Genomic DNA, 14,994 nt, shown 5'->3' with positions numbered 1-14,994 from the left:
CCCCGATCGGGGATCCAGTAGGGATTGCGCATCGTTCAGGGTTGCACGTGTTTAATAAGGGCTAATTCAAAGCACACGTTACGGTATCTATGAAACTCGCAGTCTGTGTAAAAGCCACGCCTGACACCACGACGAAGGTGCAGATCGCGGCGGATGGAACGTCGATTCAGGAAGACGGCATCCAGTGGATTATCAGCCCCTACGACGAGTTTGCGATCGAAGAGGCGGTAAAACTGAGCGAGACGAACGGCGGCGAGGTGACCGTCGTGGTGATGGGGCCGCCTTCGGTGGAGAAGACGATTCGTGAAGCCCTGGCGATGGGCGCCCACAAGGCCATCCGGGTGCACTGCGACGCCGTGCCGGCCGATCCGGCCGTCACCGCGAAGGCGCTGGCCGACGTCCTCGGCCCCGCCGGCTTCGATATCATCTTCACCGGCCGCCAGGCGATCGACGACGACCACGGGCAGGTGCCCTCCCGGCTCGCGCAGATCCTCGGCATCCCGTGCGCGACGGTGGTCGTGAAGCTGGAGATCGACGGCAACCAGGCGACGGCGCTTCGAGAAGTCGAGGGCGGGCACGAAAAACTGCGGTTCAGCCTGCCGGCGGTGATCGGCGCGAACCGGCATCTGAACGAACCGCGCTACCGCTCGCTCCGCGGCATCATGCAGGCGAAGCGCGTCCCGATCGACGTGGCGCAGCCGACGCTCCAGGCGCCGGCGCTCCGCATCGAAAAACTCACGCTGCCGCCCCAGAAATCCGGAAGCAAGCTCTTCACCAACGGCGCTGCCGATGCCGCCGAGGTGGTCCGGCTGCTGCATGAAGAAGCCAGGGTGATTTGATCGGAAATCGCAGATCGCAGAAGGCAAATTGATCGCTTTTTGCGAACAGAACGCCGTTTCCGATCTGCGACACGTCATCCCGCCTTGCGATTTACGCGCTCCATTTTGCGATTTACGATTTCCATTTTACGATCTCTCCCATGATCCTCGTCATTACCGATATCCTGCAGGGCAGCGTTCGCCCGATCAATCACGAAGTGTTTACGGCGGCCGTTGAACTCGGCAAGGCCCTGTCGAAGGACGTGGCGGCGCTGATGATCGGCGGCAGCGGTGTCGCCGCGCACGCCGGCGAGGCGGCGGCGTACGGGGTCGGGACGACCTACGTGGTGGAAGACCCGAAGCTCGAGGCGTTCAGCCCGGATGCGTATGCCGCGGTCGTGGCCGACGTCGCCCGGCAGCAAAACGCTTCGGTGGTGCTGATGGGGGCGACCTTCACGGGGAAGGATGTCATGGCGCGCGCCGCGCAGGCGCTCGGCGCCGGCCTGGCGCAGGACTGCACCGCCTTCCGCGTCGATGCCGGATCCATCGTCTTCACGCGCCCGATGTACGCCGGCAAGGCGCTCGCGGAGGTCAAGGTGACCGGCCCCGTGGTGATGGCCACCTTCCGGTCGAAATCGATCAAGGCGGCGGAAGCGCCCGTCGCCGGCCGGGTCGAGACGTTGAGCGTGACCGTGCCCCAGCCGCTCGTCGTCGTCGAGGCCTATGAGGGCGGCAGCAGCGACAAGCTGGACGTGACGGAAGCCGACATCATCGTCAGCGGCGGCCGCGGCCTCCAGGGGGCCGACAAGTGGGGCATCATCGAAGACCTCGCCGGCGCCCTCGGCGCGGCGACGGGCTGCTCGCGCCCGGTCTCCGACGACGGCTGGCGCCCCCACGAAGAACACATCGGGCAGACGGGCAAGACGGTATCGCCGACGCTTTACATCGCCTGCGGCATCTCCGGCGCCATCCAGCACGTGGCCGGCATGTCGTCCTCCAAATACATCGTCGCCGTCAACAAGGACCCCGAGGCGCCCATCTTCAAAGTGGCCGATTACGGGATCGTCGGCGACGTGTTCGAGGTCCTGCCGGCGATGACCGAGGCGGTCAAGAAGGTGAAGGGCTGAGCGCTTCGTACGAAAATCCTGCTGGATTTTCGCACCGGTTCAAGGTTCAATGGGTAAGGTTCAAGACGGGACTCCCTGTGCTTAAAGCTTCAACGTGTACCCTCAAACCGAAAACAGTTGGATTCGCCAGAATGCGTGCATTTACGTGCGTCACTCCGCCAGCCGGCGCAGCGAGGTCTTCGCCGAGTCGAACAGCACCGCGAGCAGCACGAGGCCGCCGCGGATGACCTGCATGTAGTGGGGCGGTAGGCCCATCACGTTGATCGCGGTGTCGATGGTGCTCAGGAGCAGCACGCCGGCGATCACGCCGCTCAGCCGGCCCACGCCGCCCGTCAGACTCACCCCGCCGATCACGACCGCCGCAAAGGCCTCGAAGAGCATCCCCGTCCCGAGGTTGGCCGTCGCCCCGTTCGTCCGCGACGCCAGCAGCCACCCGGCCAGTGCGGCCAGCACGCCCGAAAGCACGAACGCCTGCCACAGGATGCGGTCCACCGCGATGCCGGCGCGGAACGGCGCCGTCGCGTTCCCCCCGATCATGTACAGGTAGCGCCCGAACCGCATCCGCGTCAGCACCACGTGCAAAACCCCGTAGACGGCGGCCAGGATGAGCACCAGAACGGGGATCCCCAGCAGCTCCGCGTTGGCGACGCCCCGGAAGGCATCCGGCAGGCCGAACACCGACCGCCCGCCGGCCAGCACCAGCGCGAGGCCGCGGACGGTGATGAACGTCGCGAGCGTCACGATAAACGCGTTGATCTTCAGCCGGATCACCAGCCAGCCGTTGAGGAGCCCCACGCCGGCGCCCACCGCCAGCGACAGCAACAGCGTCGCCCAGACGGGGATCGCCAACCCGAGTCCGGCCCCGTTCGACCCGACGAGATACGCGGCCAGCATCGCCGAAAACGCCATCACCGACTCGATCGACAGGTCCATATGCCCCGCGATGATCACCAGCGCGAGGCCGGCGGAGAGGATGCCCACAAACGTCGCCTGCCGCGCGATGTTGACGAAGATGCCGGTCTGGAAGAAGTTCTCGATAGTCAGCGAACACACCACGAGCACGCCGGCGAGGATGATCCACACCAGATGATCGATGAGGCTAGGGAGGATGGCGGGTCTGGCCGAAAGGGTGGCTGTGGGCATGTGTGGTATGTAGCGTCGAATTGGCGAACGTCGCGGTAGCCATCCCCAACCCCGATTGGGGATGACGATGCGGTCCACCAACATGAAACGTGTAACCTGAAACATGAAACCCTCCCAGATGCAGGGGCATCAGGGAGGCGTCAGATTCCCCCAGAACCGCGGGTCGTCGACGTTGTCCGCGCGGATGGCCGCGCCGGGGATCTTGAGGGTGGGGCCCCAGGGCTCGTCGGTCAGCGTGCTCTCCAGGCCGAGGATGGTGTAGCTGCCCGGGGTCAGCGCCTCGCCGGCGATCAGCCGGTCCAGAAATTCGATGATGCCGTACACCTGGGCGTAGAGCGGCTGTTCGACCTCCACCTGCTCCCAGCCCTGGCGGATGAGGTCCAGCCCGACGGGCGCGCCGTTGGAGCTGACGAGCATGACGTCGCCCGGCTGCTTGCCCCGTGCCTCCATCGCGGCCACGACCGGCACCGCGAGGTGGGCCGCATGCACGAAGATGAGGTCGATTTCGGGGTGAACGAGCAGCTGGTCCTCGGCGATGTCGCCGGCGTTGGCGGCCTCCCACTGCAGCGCGGCGTTCGAGAGGATCGTCACGTCCGGATACGCCGCCATCACGTCTTCAAAGCCTTTCTGGATGTCGAGCGTGTAGTTGTCGCCCGGGTCGCCCAGGATCTGGAGGACCGTGCCGCGAACCGACCCATGCCGGCCCTCGAGCAATCGGGCGATCTCGCGGGCGGCGATTTCGCCGATCTCGACGGTGCCGGCGACGACCGTCAGGTCCAGCTTTGTGCTCGTGATGAGGCGGTCGTACGAGATCACCGGGATGCCGGCCGCGCGCACCTTCTCGATGCCGGGGCCGACGGCGTCGAAATCTACGGCGCTGACGATCACGGCCTTCGGGTTCAGCAGCAGGGCGTCGTCAAGCTGGTTGAGCTGGATGTCCGACCGGTTCTGCCCGTCGAGCGTCCGCACGGCATACCCGCTGGCTTTTAGGGCCGACTCGATGGTCGACACCGATTCGGTCTGGAACTCGTCGAGCAGGGTGGGGGCGAGGTAGATGACGGTGCCCTTGCCGGTATCGCCGGCGGCGCAGCCGGCGAGGAGGAGCAGCGTAAGGAGAAGCAGATATTTCATTGGATATATGGTGCGGGTTTCAATAGGGCTAAGTATACTGGAAAGTGGGCATTGCGTCCTAGCGACTTGACCCTGTGTGTCGTTTAACCCGTAGAATTATGACGCTACGTTATCTGTAGCAGAGCAAACCAGGATGCCTGCCAGGATCTACACTAGATGCGGGCGACCGGTAAGGGATCCTCCCCACACAACCAGAGCCGCCGTAGAGGCAGGAATCAGGGCTTATGGCAACGCTACGCATCGAACACGCCATTAACGATCTCCAAACTTGGTTGACGGCGTTCGGCAGATTTGCCGATGCAAGAGAGCGGGGTGGCGTTCGCTCGTTTCGGATTTTTCAACCTGCCAGTGACGATCAGTACATACTGGTCGATTTAGATTTTAACTCGGCGGCCGAGGCAGAAAAATTCAAGCAGTTCCTCGAAGCAAACGTGTGGTCAACACCGGCGAACTCGCCGGGACTCGCCGGTGCGCCTCAGGCGCAAGTACTGGTCTCAGTTGCCGTGTAGGATGCAGCGGCAGGCCGTCGTTCGCCGGCTTACCGTGGGGGCAGTTCAATCGCCCGTTATTGCCGAAACGGCCTCGTCGGCGTTCGTCTCCGCCGTCGGCTTGTCGCTGACGACGCGGCCCTGACGCAGCACGACGACCCGGTCGGTGCCCCGGAAGGCGTGCGCCATGTTGTGGGTGATGACGATCACGGCGATGCCGCGCTCGCGCACGCGCTGGATGAGATCGAGGCCCCGGCGCGTCTGCTCGACGCTCAGGGCGGCGAAGGGCTCGTCGAGGATGACCAGCCGGCCGCCCCAGTGGACGAACCGCGCCAGCTCGATGGCCTGGCGCTGGCCGCCGGACAGCTGCCCCACGTGCGCATCGACCGACGGCAGCTTCGCGCCGATGCGCTCGAGCGCCTCCACGGTCTCCGTCGCCATCGCCTGTTCATCGAGCATAGGCAGGCCAAAACGCCGGCGCACCCGTTCGCGCCCCATGAAAAAGTTGGCGACCACCCCGAGGTTGGGGCACAGCGACAGGTCCTGATACACCGTCTCGATCCCGAGCGACCGGGAGCGCGCCGGCGACAGCGGCAGCACCGATGCGCCGTCGACCAGGATGTCGCCCTCGTCGGGCGCGATGTTGCCGGCGATGACTTTGATCAGGGTCGATTTGCCGGCGCCGTTGTCGCCCAGCAGGGCGATCACCTCGCCGCCGCGCACGTCGAGGCTGACCTCGGACAACGCCTGCACGGCGCCGAACCGTTTCGACACGCGGTCGACGCGCAACAGGGGAAAATCGGCCATCGGGATCAGGGACGATCGAAGGTGAAACGGTAGACGTTGGTGATACGCTGGTCGAAGCCCAGCCGGCGGTAGAGCCGGTTGGCCGCCTCCCGCTCCGGCCGCGACGTCAGCTCCACACTCGCCGCGCCGGCCTCGCGGGCCAGCTCCAGCGCGTGTTCGACCAGCGCCTGCCCGACCCCTCGCCCGCGCGCGGCCGGCGTCACGACGACGTCCTCAATCCACGCCCGGACGCCCGTGGGAATCCGGTACATCGCCAGCGCCAGCGCGCCCTCGACGGTCCCGTCGAGACGGGCCAGCAGGAGCGTCGTGCCGCCGGAATCGAGCAGACGAGCGAGCGCGTCGCGGTCGGGCGGAGCCACCGAGTCGGTCAGGTGGGGGACCAGCCGGCCGAAGGCTGCAACGAGTTCGTCAGTGACGGCGGTCGCGGTTTCGATCGTCATGGGTTGTGGGATAGCGTACCGCCGGGATGATACGCACTGGCGCCGTATTTCGCACGAGGGACTGAGTTTGGGGGTGTGGAAGTATGGGAGTTTGGGGGTGTGGGGGTTTGGGGGGTAGAATTAATGGGCGGGTGGAGCATGCCAAGCACCTTCCCACACCGCCAAACTCCCATACCCCCCACCCAAACACTCCCTACTCCCACACCCCCATACCCCCAAACTCCCACACCCCATTCACGGCGCGTCCGTCGAGGATCCCGCGCCGGAGGCCCGGAACGCCACCCAGTCGAACTTGGCGACATCGCCGGCCGGCCCACGGAAGACGACGTACACGTCGTGGGCGCCCGGCGGAGCCTGAATCGGCACGTCTACTTCGGTCCAGCCCTCGATCCGTACGATACGGAAGCGCGGCGCGCCTTCTCCCGGCGGTGGGTCGCCGGTGGTCTTGTCTTCAACCTTCGGCGCCGGCGTCAATGCGGCGCGGCCCAGGAGCAGCCCGTCGGGCGCGTCGAGACGCAGCTCGACCGAGCCGGTCGCTTCGGGGACGACGCGCAGGGCGACCGAGGCGATGCCCTGAAGGTCGGCGCGGCCGAACATCGCATAGGCGTCGCTTTTCATCTCCAGGAAGACCTCGGTTTCGTCGACGAACGTCGGCCGCTGGCGGTTGTTGGTCACCACCAGCTGGGCGCCTTCCGCATCGGTGTAGTTCTCTGCCTGCCAGCGACGCGGATGCAGTCGGATCCGGTGGGGACTGCCCTGTGACGGGTCGAGGGGCGCGGCCTCGAGTTCGACAAACTCGTCGATGATGTAGGGCCAGTGCGACAGGTCAGGCACGACCGTGACTTCCCCGGTCTCGCCGTGGACCGGTTTGAGGCGGTGCGTGTGCGTATCGTGCCCGAGGTAGGGCTGGACGCCGGCCGCGCCGGCGACGCGATACGGGATCGGATGGCCGTAATCGAAGAAGCTGCCGTCGCGCGGCTCCTGGATCAGCGACGCCTGGGGCGCGGGCTGCTTCATGGTCGGTTGGGCGTGCGGCTCGTCGCCGTAATAATCCAGCCGCACGAGCTTGCCGTTGCGGTTCTGCCCCCAGAATTCCGTGCCCCATTCGAGCGCGTAGAGCCGGCCGTCGGGGCCCTGCTCCAGGTCGATCGGGCGGATGAATTCCAGATCGCTGAAGAGCGGGTTGATCTCCATCAGGTCGCCCTGCTCGTCGAGCTTCGCCTCCATGATCCAGTTCCGCATGAAATCGTAGATGAAGACGCTCTTGTCGTAGTACGCCGGCAGGCCGCGCGGGCTGACGGTCTTCGCATCGTAATGGTAGATCGGTCCGGCGGCGGCCGACATCCCGCCGGCGCCGAGTTCGGGGAAGCGGTCTTCGGGCGTGTAGAAATACCAGATGAACGCCGGCTGGGCCGGGGGCAGGTTCCGGATGCCGGTGTTGTTCGGTGAGTCGTTGACGGGATGTGCGGGATCGGCCCAGGTCGTGTACTCGCGCGTGGCGGGGTCGCGATCCCGGTACGGCAGGTTCGGGCCTACGAACTGCGGCCACCCGAAAAAGCCGGGCTTCCGGGCCTGGTTGATCTCTTCGTAGCCGGTGGGCGCGTTGTCCGGGTTCGGCTGGTTTCCGGGGCCGACGTCGCCCCAGTAGATCCACCCCGTTTCGGCGTCGACATCGAACCGGAACGGATTCCGGTGGCCCATGGTGAAGATCTCGGGACGCGTGCGGAGGTCGTCGTCCTCGAAGAGGTTGCCGGCGGGGATGGTGTAGGAGCCGTCGGGTTCGGGATGGATGCGCAGGATCTTGCCTCGCAGGTCGTTCGTGTTCGCGGTGCTGCGCTCGTTGTCCCAGTAGGCATCCCACTCGTAGAGGCCGGGCGTGTATTCACCGGTCGCGTTCCAGCCGCCGCCGTTTTCCCCGGTGCTGAGGTACAGGTTGTTGTCGGGCCCGAACTGGATGCTGCCGGCGCTGTGACAGCAGCGGAGACGCTGGACGGGCACCTCGAGCATCACGATCTCGCTCGTCATGTCCAGCTCGTTACCCTTCATGGTAAAGCGGGAGAGGCGGTTCGGCTTCTCGTCGAGCGGCGCGTAGTAGAGGTAGAGCCACTGGTTGGTCGCGAAGTTCGGATCGAGCGCCAGGCCGAGCAGACCGTCCTCGATCTTGGTCGTCACCGGGATGTAGGCCGCCATCGTCGTGCGCTCCGTCTCGGGGTCCCAGACCTTCAGCGCCCCGTCCCGCTCGATGAAGAAGACGCGCCCGTCCTGGGCGATGTCGAGTTCCATGGGATAGGTGGTGTCCTCGTCGAGGACCACCTTCTCGAACGCGCCGGCCATCGTGGCCGCGGCGTCGCCCTCGGCCTGGCCGGCCGCCCAGCGGATGCCGCCCAGGATATGCTGGAGGTAGAGGGGGGCGCTGTAGCTGGCGTCGGTGTGGCCGAGTCCGGTGTAGAACGCCCGGCCGCCGTCGTAGACGTGCGCCCAGCTGATCGGGTGGTCGGCGCCCATCTGTCCCCCTTCGTAGCTCGTTTCGTTGAGGGTGGCGAGGACGTGGACCTTGCCGCGCGGGTTGGCCTTGTAGTCATACCACTCGTCGGTGCGGCTCCACCGCGCCGGCAGGCCGGCCGTGGCGGGGAAGTGCCGGTCGAGGACCTGCACGTCGGCCTGATGAACGCCCGGCGGATGATGCTTGAAGTAGCCGCCGACGAGTTCGCCGTACCAGGCCCAATCGTATTCGGTGTCGGCCGCCGCGTGGATGCCCACGAAGCCGCCGCCGCCGCGGATGTAGCCCTCGAACGCCGCCTGTTGCGTCGCGTCGAGGATGTCGCCCGTGGTGCTCAGGAAGACGACGGCGTCGTACTTCGCGAGGTTGTCGGGCGCGAAGACGGCGGCATCCTCCGAGGCGTCGACGGAAAAGCCGTTCCGAGCGCCCAGCGCCTGGATCGCGGCGATGCCGGGTTCGATGGAGGCGTGCCGGAAGCCGGCGGTCTTCGAGAAGACGAGGATGCGGAAGGATTTCGGCGCCGGCGTTTGCTGGCTGGTAGCGGTTCCGCCCGCGCAGCCGGCGAGGATGAGGAACAGGCACAACGAAGGGATCCAGCGACGAGCGATGGACCCGGAGGGGTAGTGGGTAGCAGGCATGACGCGTCTGGTGGTTGGAGAAAGCAGCCTGATGGGATCCCCTCATGGAACGGGGGGAGGACGGGATAGTCAAGGGCTGAATCGAAAAAACCAGGCGCCGGGCGCGTCAAATCGAGATTTTTTGGACCTATTCCGGTCGGATCCGGTCCAGGATCAGCTCCGATAGGTCGTAGACGGCGACCTGCCCTTCCTTGCCCTTCGCGTTGACGCCGTCGCGCAGCATGGTGAGGCAAAACGGGCAGTTGGCGGCGATGGCGGTCGCGCCCGTCGCCAGCGCCTCCTCGGCGCGCTCGATGTTGATGCGCTTGTCGCCGGGCTCGTCTTCCTTCCACATCTGCGCCCCGCCGGCGCCGCAGCACAGCCCCTTCGTCTTGCAGCGCTTCATCTCCACGAGCTCCACATCCAGCACTTCCAGCAACGCGCGCGGCGCCTCATAGACGCCGTTCACCCGGCCGAGATAGCAGGAATCGTGGTACGTGACCTTCTTCCCCTTGAAGCTGCCGCCTCCTTTCAGCTTCAGCCTGCCCGTGTCGATCAGTTCCTGGAGGAGCTGGGTGTGGTGGATGACCTCGTACGAACCGCCGAGCGCCGGGTAGTCGTTCTTGAGCGAATTGAAGCAATGCGGGCAGGCGGTGACGATCTTCCGGATGCCGTAGCCGTTGAGTGTCTCCACGTTCTGCAGCGCCGTCATCTGGAAGACGAACTCGTTGCCGGCGCGGCGCGCGGGGTCGCCCGTGCACAGCTCCTCGTCGCCCAGGATCGCGTAGTCGACGCCCACATGGCCCAGGATCTCGCAAAACGCGCGCGTCACCCGCTGCGCCCGTGCATCGAAGCTGCCGGCGCACCCGACCCAGAACAGGATCTCGGGGGTCTTTCCCTGGGCAATGAGATCGGCGAGGATGGGGATCATCTGGGGTGTAAGGTTCTACGTTCAAGGTTTAATGCGTACAGGAGGTCAGCATGGCAGGTTGGTTATTGGATTCAGAAAAAGCGCCTGGAACCTCAAACCTTGAACCTGCAACGGAGGGCGTCAGCCCTCCCCGATCCACCCCGTCCGCGCGTCCGATACCTGCCAGACGGCGCCGTTGTTCTCGATGCTGTTGAACATCGGGATCCATTCGGAGGGGCCGCTGGAAGCGGTCAGGATCTCGTAGCGCCGCATCGCGAGGATGGGCTCCAGCGGATTGATCATGACGGGGCAGGCTTCCACGCAGGCGTTGCACGTGGTGCAGGCATGCAGCTCCTCGGGCGTGATGCGGTCGAAGAGCGACTTCCCGTCGGCATAGTTCGCCGGCTCCAGTTTCGAGGCCCCCGAGGCCGGGTCGATGAACGTCGCATCGCCGGTCGCCAGGTTGGTCGCCACCTCCTCGACGCGGTCGCGGATGTCCATCATCACCTTGCGCGGCGACAGCTTTTTGCCGGTAAGGTTGGCCGGGCACTGGGCGGTGCAGCGGCCGCACTCGGTGCAGCTGTACGCGTCGAGCAGGTTCTTCCAGCTCAGTCCGAAAATGTCGTTGACGCCGAAGACGGGCAGGTCGCCCTCCGCCGGCGTCTCCTCGATCAATCCCATCATGCTCTTGACCTCATTCATGATCTCGGGCATGTTGTCCATCTCGCCCCGGGGTTTGAGCCGGCTGAAATAGACGTTGGGAAACGCCAGCACGATGTGCAGGTGTTTGGAGATGGGGAGGTAGTTGAGAAACGCGTAGACGGTGAGGATATGGAGCCACCAGCCGAAGCGCTCGATGCCGGCGAGGGTGCCCGGCGCCAGCCCGCCGAAGAGCATCGGCCCGAGCCAGCTACTGACCGGCAGCGTCCCCGTGCTCGGGTAATGCTCCGGTTCGATCTGCTGCAGGAGCGTGTCCGCCCCGTTCATGCTGAAGATGCCCACCAGCAGGATCAGCTCGCCGATCAGGATGAGGTTGGCGTCGAGACGCGGCCAGCCGTCGAGTTCAGACTTGACGAACCGGGGGATCTTGAGGAGGTTGCGCCGCGCCAGGAATACGATCGTCGCGACGAAGGCGAAAAGCGACAGGATCTCGATGAACCCGATGACGAACGTGTAAAACCCGCCCAGCGGTTCGGCAAAGACGCGGTGGCGCCCGGTGAACCCGTCGATCAGGATCTCGATCAGCTCGATCTGCGTGATGACGAAGGCGGCGTAGATGAAGAAATGGAAGACGGCCGGCGTCCACTCCTTGAACATCTTCTTCTGCCCGAACGCAACGAGCAGCACGTTTTTCCACCGCGCACCCGTATCGCCTTCGATGACCTCCGGCTTGCCAAGGGCAATGTTCGACCGGATGCGGCCGAACTGACGGTACGCCCATCCGAATGCGCCGGCGGTGACGAGGATAAAGAGGATCTGCTGCAACATACCGTTCTATCGTCTCCAGATTGGTCGGTTGCAGAACGGTTAAACGGGTTTAAGGTTCGAGGTTCAAGGCTCAAAGAAAGGTCTAACCCATCCTTGAACCTTGAACCTCAGTCCTTAAACCGGCTTCACTCGTGCATCGACGCGCTGCTGGGGCCGTCGAGGCGCTTCACGCGGATGTTGCGGTACCATACGGGTTTGCCGTGGTCCTGCAGGCCGATGTAGCCCACACGCGCAAAGGCGGCGCCCGGCGTGGCGAACTTGTTCGGCGTGCCGTCCGGATTGCGGTTCGCCTCGCGCCACTGGGCGAGGTCGACATCCAGCACGCGCTCGCCGTTGAGCTCGACGCGGACGCGGCTGCCGGTGGTCCGGAGCCGGTACGTGTTCCACTCGCCCGGAGCGTTTATGGCGTTCTTGACGGGGGCCTTGAGGTCGTACAACGCGCCGGCCGTGCCCGTTCGGGAGAGCGTGTTCTGCCCGTACGAGTTGGCCACCTGGATCTCGAGACCGGTCCAGACCGGGTCGAGGATGTCCGCCGTCCGGAAGAAGACGCCGCTGTTGGTGCCATCGACCACCTTGAATTCGAGGTCGAGGATAAAATCCCCGTACGTATTCTCGGTCCAGAGGTAGTCCAGGTTGTGCTCCTGGCCGTCGGGGTTGTCGCGCTTGACGGTGAGTTCGCCGTTTTCGACGACGAACTTGTTATTCTCGCCGGTAATCCAGCCCGTCAGGTCGCGCCCGTTGAAGAGCGTCTCCCAGCCGTTCGGGTCGTCGGCCGGGTCCGTCACATCGAGCAGGGCCTGGCCTTTTTCGAGCGGTCGGATCCAGAGGTTGCGGAACTGGACGAGGCTGGAGGTGGAGATCATCTGTTTGGTTTTTGGATCCATCCCGCCATGGTGCTGGAGGCCGATCGGGCCGCACGCCGGCAGCGCCGCGATCGGCGTCCGCGTGATCACCATGTTGCCGTTTTTGTCCATGCTCGTGCCGGCGTCCACGCCCTCGGTGATCCGGGCGTTTTCGATCACCCAGTGGCCGTTGAGCATCACGGAGACGCGATCCCCGATCATGTTGATGTCCATCGAGTTCCACTCGCCGATGGGGTTGTCCGCCCGCATCTTTGGCACCGCGGCGGCGCGTTCCTCGGGGGTGGCCTGGTCGTTGTTGCGCACGGTCCAGATCTCGCCCGACCCCACCGGCCAGTTCCACAGGTTCACCTGGTGGTCAGGGCCGCGCAGGTAGATGCCGGAGTCCGAGTTGGGCATGGGCTCGGTGATGATCTGGCCGGTCTCGTCGGTCTTGTAGGAGCCGTCGGGGAGGATGGTCGGCATGTCGAACATGCCGGACGCTTCCTTGAAGCGCCAGTCGACATGCAGGCTGTAGTCGCAGTATTCCTCCTCGGTCCACAGGTCCTTTTCCTTGGCTTTGGACATCGCGTCGTAGTCGATCGCGAAATCCACCACCTTCCAGTGGCCCCCGTCGCCTTTCGGCACCTTCCATCCCGTGAAGTCCTTGCCGTTGAACAGCGTCGTGTATTCCGGCCACTCGCGCCACGTGGGGTACGTGTAGTAGGGCGCGAGGTCGTTGGCGAAGTTCGGCGTGGGCGGGTTGCCCTTGTTGTAGAAGATGTAGAGGCCGGTCTTGCCGGCGAGCACGACGTCGTTCTTGCCGTCGTGGTCCATGTCCTTGATGTTGATCTTCATCCCGACGCCGACGACGTTGTTCGGCGGCGGGCCGGCGCCGCCTTCGTCCGGGTAATACGGGACGTGGTTGTACGAGAGGATGTGGCGTTCCGGGGCGCCGTCCTTCATGTCGTACCAGAACACGAACGAGGGATCGCTCACGCCTACGTCGCCGCCGTAGTGCGCGAAGAGGCGCTTGCCGGCCACCAGATCGTCCTTACCGTCGCCGGTCAGGTCGCCCAGCGCCATCGTGTGGAAGACGCTGTGCTGGGTCTCGATCCAGTGGTGCTCGAACGAACGCTTGCCCGAGGCGTCCACGCGCTGTTCGTACCAGGCCAGACCGTACGAGTGGGCCGAACCGATGATGACGTCGTTCAGTCCGTCGCCGTTCACGTCGTACACCAGGTTCGGGTGCGCCGTCGCGGTCGCCTTGTTCGCAAGCGCGGCCTCGAAATTCCAGTCGGCATGGAACGGCCAGTTTTTGCTCCGCACGTCCGCCGGCTGCTCGTACCAGCCCTGGCCGGTGATGATGTCCATCCGGCCGTCCATGTTCACGTCGCCCAGGCCGTTGCCGTGGGTGTCGGCATCGGTGCCCACGACGTGTTCGACGAACCAGGGCGCCTCGTCGATGTTTTCGATCCAGGTCATGCCCTGTCCCGGTATCAGCGCCCAGTGGTTGACCAGCACGTCCTCATCGCCGTCGCCGTCGATGTCTCCATGGATGACGCCCTCCATGTTGTAGGCCTGGTGAATCTTGTGGGATTCCCATTTTTTGCCCGGCTCGGCGTTGGGTCCGGGGTTTTCGTACCAGTAGGCGCCTTTCATGAACATCCAGCCGGAGCTTACGATGTCGGTCCAGCCGTCCTTGTTGACGTCCATCGCGAATTCGCTGTTGCTCTCGGTCTCGGGGCCGTTGATCTCGGCGCCGGGGCGGAAGTCGCTGTGTTTGATCCAGAGCGGCGCCTCATACCAGTTGCGGCCGGCGGCGATGTCGTAGTCGCCGTCGTTGTCGATGTCGAGCACGGACGCCGTCTCGGAAAACGGGCCGTACCAGTAGGTATTGTTGAGGGGGTCATGGACGGGGCCGTCGATTTTGACGGGCGTGAAGATGACTTCCTGGGGTTGCGCCGCGAGCGCGCCGGGCAAGAGCATCAGGCTTGCCACGGCGATCCGCGCGAGGCGTGATCGGGTCGGTTTCATGGTTGGTGTCCTCCGTGATGGCGAGGCCATCACTGTGGGGCAGGCGTTGGGCCCGCCGGGTAGGGCGGGCGGCGCCCGCTGGATTTAGCGAAGCCAGGCTTGCTTGATGTCGGGATTGCCGGCGGTGGTGAGCCGTTCCATCTGATCTTCGGTGAGCCGCACGTTGAGCGCGTCGAGGTTTTCCTTGACCTGCGCCGGCTTGCTGCCCGCGATGATGGGGAGGATGGAGGGTTCACTCTGCCGCATCCAGGCGATGATCACCTGGCTCGGGGTTGCGTTGACTTCCTCGGCGACGGCGCGGAGCATGGCGAGACGATCGTCGGAGTCCGGGCCGGCGAACTGCGCGGGTATCGGCTTCTCGGAGCGCGTGTACGCGCCCTGGAGCAGGATCGAATACCCGATCAGCGTCATCTCATGGGCGGTGGCGAAGCGCTTGAGATCGTCGGAAATAAAAATCTGCGGGCCGAAATCGGCGCCGTGGCGCGGCCGCAGGTAGGTATAGCGCTGCTCGATGACCGAGTAGGGCGCGAGGCCCTTCAGTTCGGCGAGCATATTGGCTTCGGCGATGCGCCAGATCCACAGGTTGCTGGCGCCGATCGCGCGGATCTTGCCGGCGCGGAGCAGCCGGTCGAACGCCGTCAGGGTCTCT

General features: G+C 64.9%; 12 protein-coding genes. 3 read left to right on the top strand and 9 right to left on the bottom strand.

The genetic code is table 11. The annotated features are described in order from the left end of the window. Positions 1–89 precede the first annotated feature (89 nt). Complete coding sequence (locus R2834_02160) at positions 90–839, top strand: electron transfer flavoprotein subunit beta/FixA family protein (GenBank protein MEZ4699108.1); 750 nt, start codon at positions 90–92, stop codon at positions 837–839. Positions 840–979: 140 nt separating this feature from the next. After that, positions 980–1,945, top strand: coding sequence for an electron transfer flavoprotein subunit alpha/FixB family protein (locus tag R2834_02155; GenBank protein ID MEZ4699107.1), 966 nt, complete (start codon positions 980–982; stop codon positions 1,943–1,945). A 150-nt stretch (positions 1,946–2,095) separates the two neighbouring features. Here the strand turns inward: R2834_02155 and R2834_02150 are convergent, their stop codons facing one another. Then, positions 2,096–3,088: an ABC transporter permease gene (locus R2834_02150; protein ID MEZ4699106.1), complete on the bottom strand. Its 993-nt coding sequence runs from the start codon at positions 3,086–3,088 to the stop codon at positions 2,096–2,098. 129 nt (positions 3,089–3,217) lie between these two features. Then, positions 3,218–4,219 carry a sugar ABC transporter substrate-binding protein gene (locus tag R2834_02145; GenBank protein MEZ4699105.1) on the bottom strand — a complete coding sequence of 334 codons (1,002 nt, stop codon included), beginning with the start codon at positions 4,217–4,219 and terminating at the stop codon, positions 3,218–3,220. 224 nt (positions 4,220–4,443) lie between these two features. On the opposite strand from R2834_02145, the gene R2834_02140 reads away from it, so the two are divergent. Then, positions 4,444–4,728, top strand: a complete 285-nt coding sequence (locus R2834_02140; protein MEZ4699104.1) for a hypothetical protein — start codon at positions 4,444–4,446, stop codon at positions 4,726–4,728. Between the two features lie 45 nt (positions 4,729–4,773). Here the strand turns inward: R2834_02140 and R2834_02135 are convergent, their stop codons facing one another. From R2834_02135 to R2834_02105, 7 genes are all read right to left on the bottom strand, one after another. Next, positions 4,774–5,514, bottom strand: coding sequence for an ATP-binding cassette domain-containing protein (locus tag R2834_02135; GenBank protein MEZ4699103.1), 741 nt, complete (start codon positions 5,512–5,514; stop codon positions 4,774–4,776). 5 nt (positions 5,515–5,519) lie between these two features. After that, positions 5,520–5,954, bottom strand: a complete 435-nt coding sequence (locus tag R2834_02130) for a GNAT family N-acetyltransferase (protein ID MEZ4699102.1) — start codon at positions 5,952–5,954, stop codon at positions 5,520–5,522. 234 nt (positions 5,955–6,188) lie between these two features. Continuing rightward, complete coding sequence (locus R2834_02125) at positions 6,189–9,092, bottom strand: ThuA domain-containing protein (protein MEZ4699101.1); 2,904 nt, start codon at positions 9,090–9,092, stop codon at positions 6,189–6,191. Positions 9,093–9,219: 127 nt separating this feature from the next. Continuing rightward, positions 9,220–10,002 (bottom strand): (Fe-S)-binding protein, encoded by a 783-nt coding sequence (locus tag R2834_02120; GenBank protein ID MEZ4699100.1) that lies wholly within the window; start codon positions 10,000–10,002, stop codon positions 9,220–9,222. Between the two features lie 120 nt (positions 10,003–10,122). After that, positions 10,123–11,469, bottom strand: coding sequence for a (Fe-S)-binding protein (locus R2834_02115; protein MEZ4699099.1), 1,347 nt, complete (start codon positions 11,467–11,469; stop codon positions 10,123–10,125). 125 nt (positions 11,470–11,594) lie between these two features. After that, positions 11,595–14,345 (bottom strand): family 16 glycoside hydrolase, encoded by a 2,751-nt coding sequence (locus R2834_02110; protein MEZ4699098.1) that lies wholly within the window; start codon positions 14,343–14,345, stop codon positions 11,595–11,597. 84 nt (positions 14,346–14,429) lie between these two features. Next, positions 14,430–14,994, bottom strand: a 565-nt coding sequence (locus tag R2834_02105) for an aldo/keto reductase (protein MEZ4699097.1), incomplete at its 5' end; no start/stop codon positions are given.

It is taken from the genome of Rhodothermales bacterium (assembly GCA_041391505.1).
Classification (GTDB): Bacteria; Bacteroidota; Rhodothermia; order Rhodothermales; family JAHQVL01; genus JAWKNW01.
The sequence above is the reverse complement of the archived record's forward strand: the minus strand, read 5'-3'. Positions and strand labels throughout refer to the sequence as shown.

Coding starts and splice junctions, on each gene's coding strand:
- R2834_02160 (MEZ4699108.1), top strand. CDS start 90: ATGAAACTCGCAGTCTGTGTAAAAGCCACGCCTGACACCACGACGAAG.
- R2834_02135 (MEZ4699103.1), bottom strand. CDS start 5,514: ATGGCCGATTTTCCCCTGTTGCGCGTCGACCGCGTGTCGAAACGGTTC.
- R2834_02150 (MEZ4699106.1), bottom strand. CDS start 3,088: ATGCCCACAGCCACCCTTTCGGCCAGACCCGCCATCCTCCCTAGCCTC.
- R2834_02125 (MEZ4699101.1), bottom strand. CDS start 9,092: ATGCCTGCTACCCACTACCCCTCCGGGTCCATCGCTCGTCGCTGGATC.
- R2834_02120 (MEZ4699100.1), bottom strand. CDS start 10,002: ATGATCCCCATCCTCGCCGATCTCATTGCCCAGGGAAAGACCCCCGAG.
- R2834_02110 (MEZ4699098.1), bottom strand. CDS start 14,345: ATGAAACCGACCCGATCACGCCTCGCGCGGATCGCCGTGGCAAGCCTG.
- R2834_02140 (MEZ4699104.1), top strand. CDS start 4,444: ATGGCAACGCTACGCATCGAACACGCCATTAACGATCTCCAAACTTGG.
- R2834_02155 (MEZ4699107.1), top strand. CDS start 980: ATGATCCTCGTCATTACCGATATCCTGCAGGGCAGCGTTCGCCCGATC.
- R2834_02145 (MEZ4699105.1), bottom strand. CDS start 4,219: ATGAAATATCTGCTTCTCCTTACGCTGCTCCTCCTCGCCGGCTGCGCC.
- R2834_02130 (MEZ4699102.1), bottom strand. CDS start 5,954: ATGACGATCGAAACCGCGACCGCCGTCACTGACGAACTCGTTGCAGCC.
- R2834_02115 (MEZ4699099.1), bottom strand. CDS start 11,469: ATGTTGCAGCAGATCCTCTTTATCCTCGTCACCGCCGGCGCATTCGGA.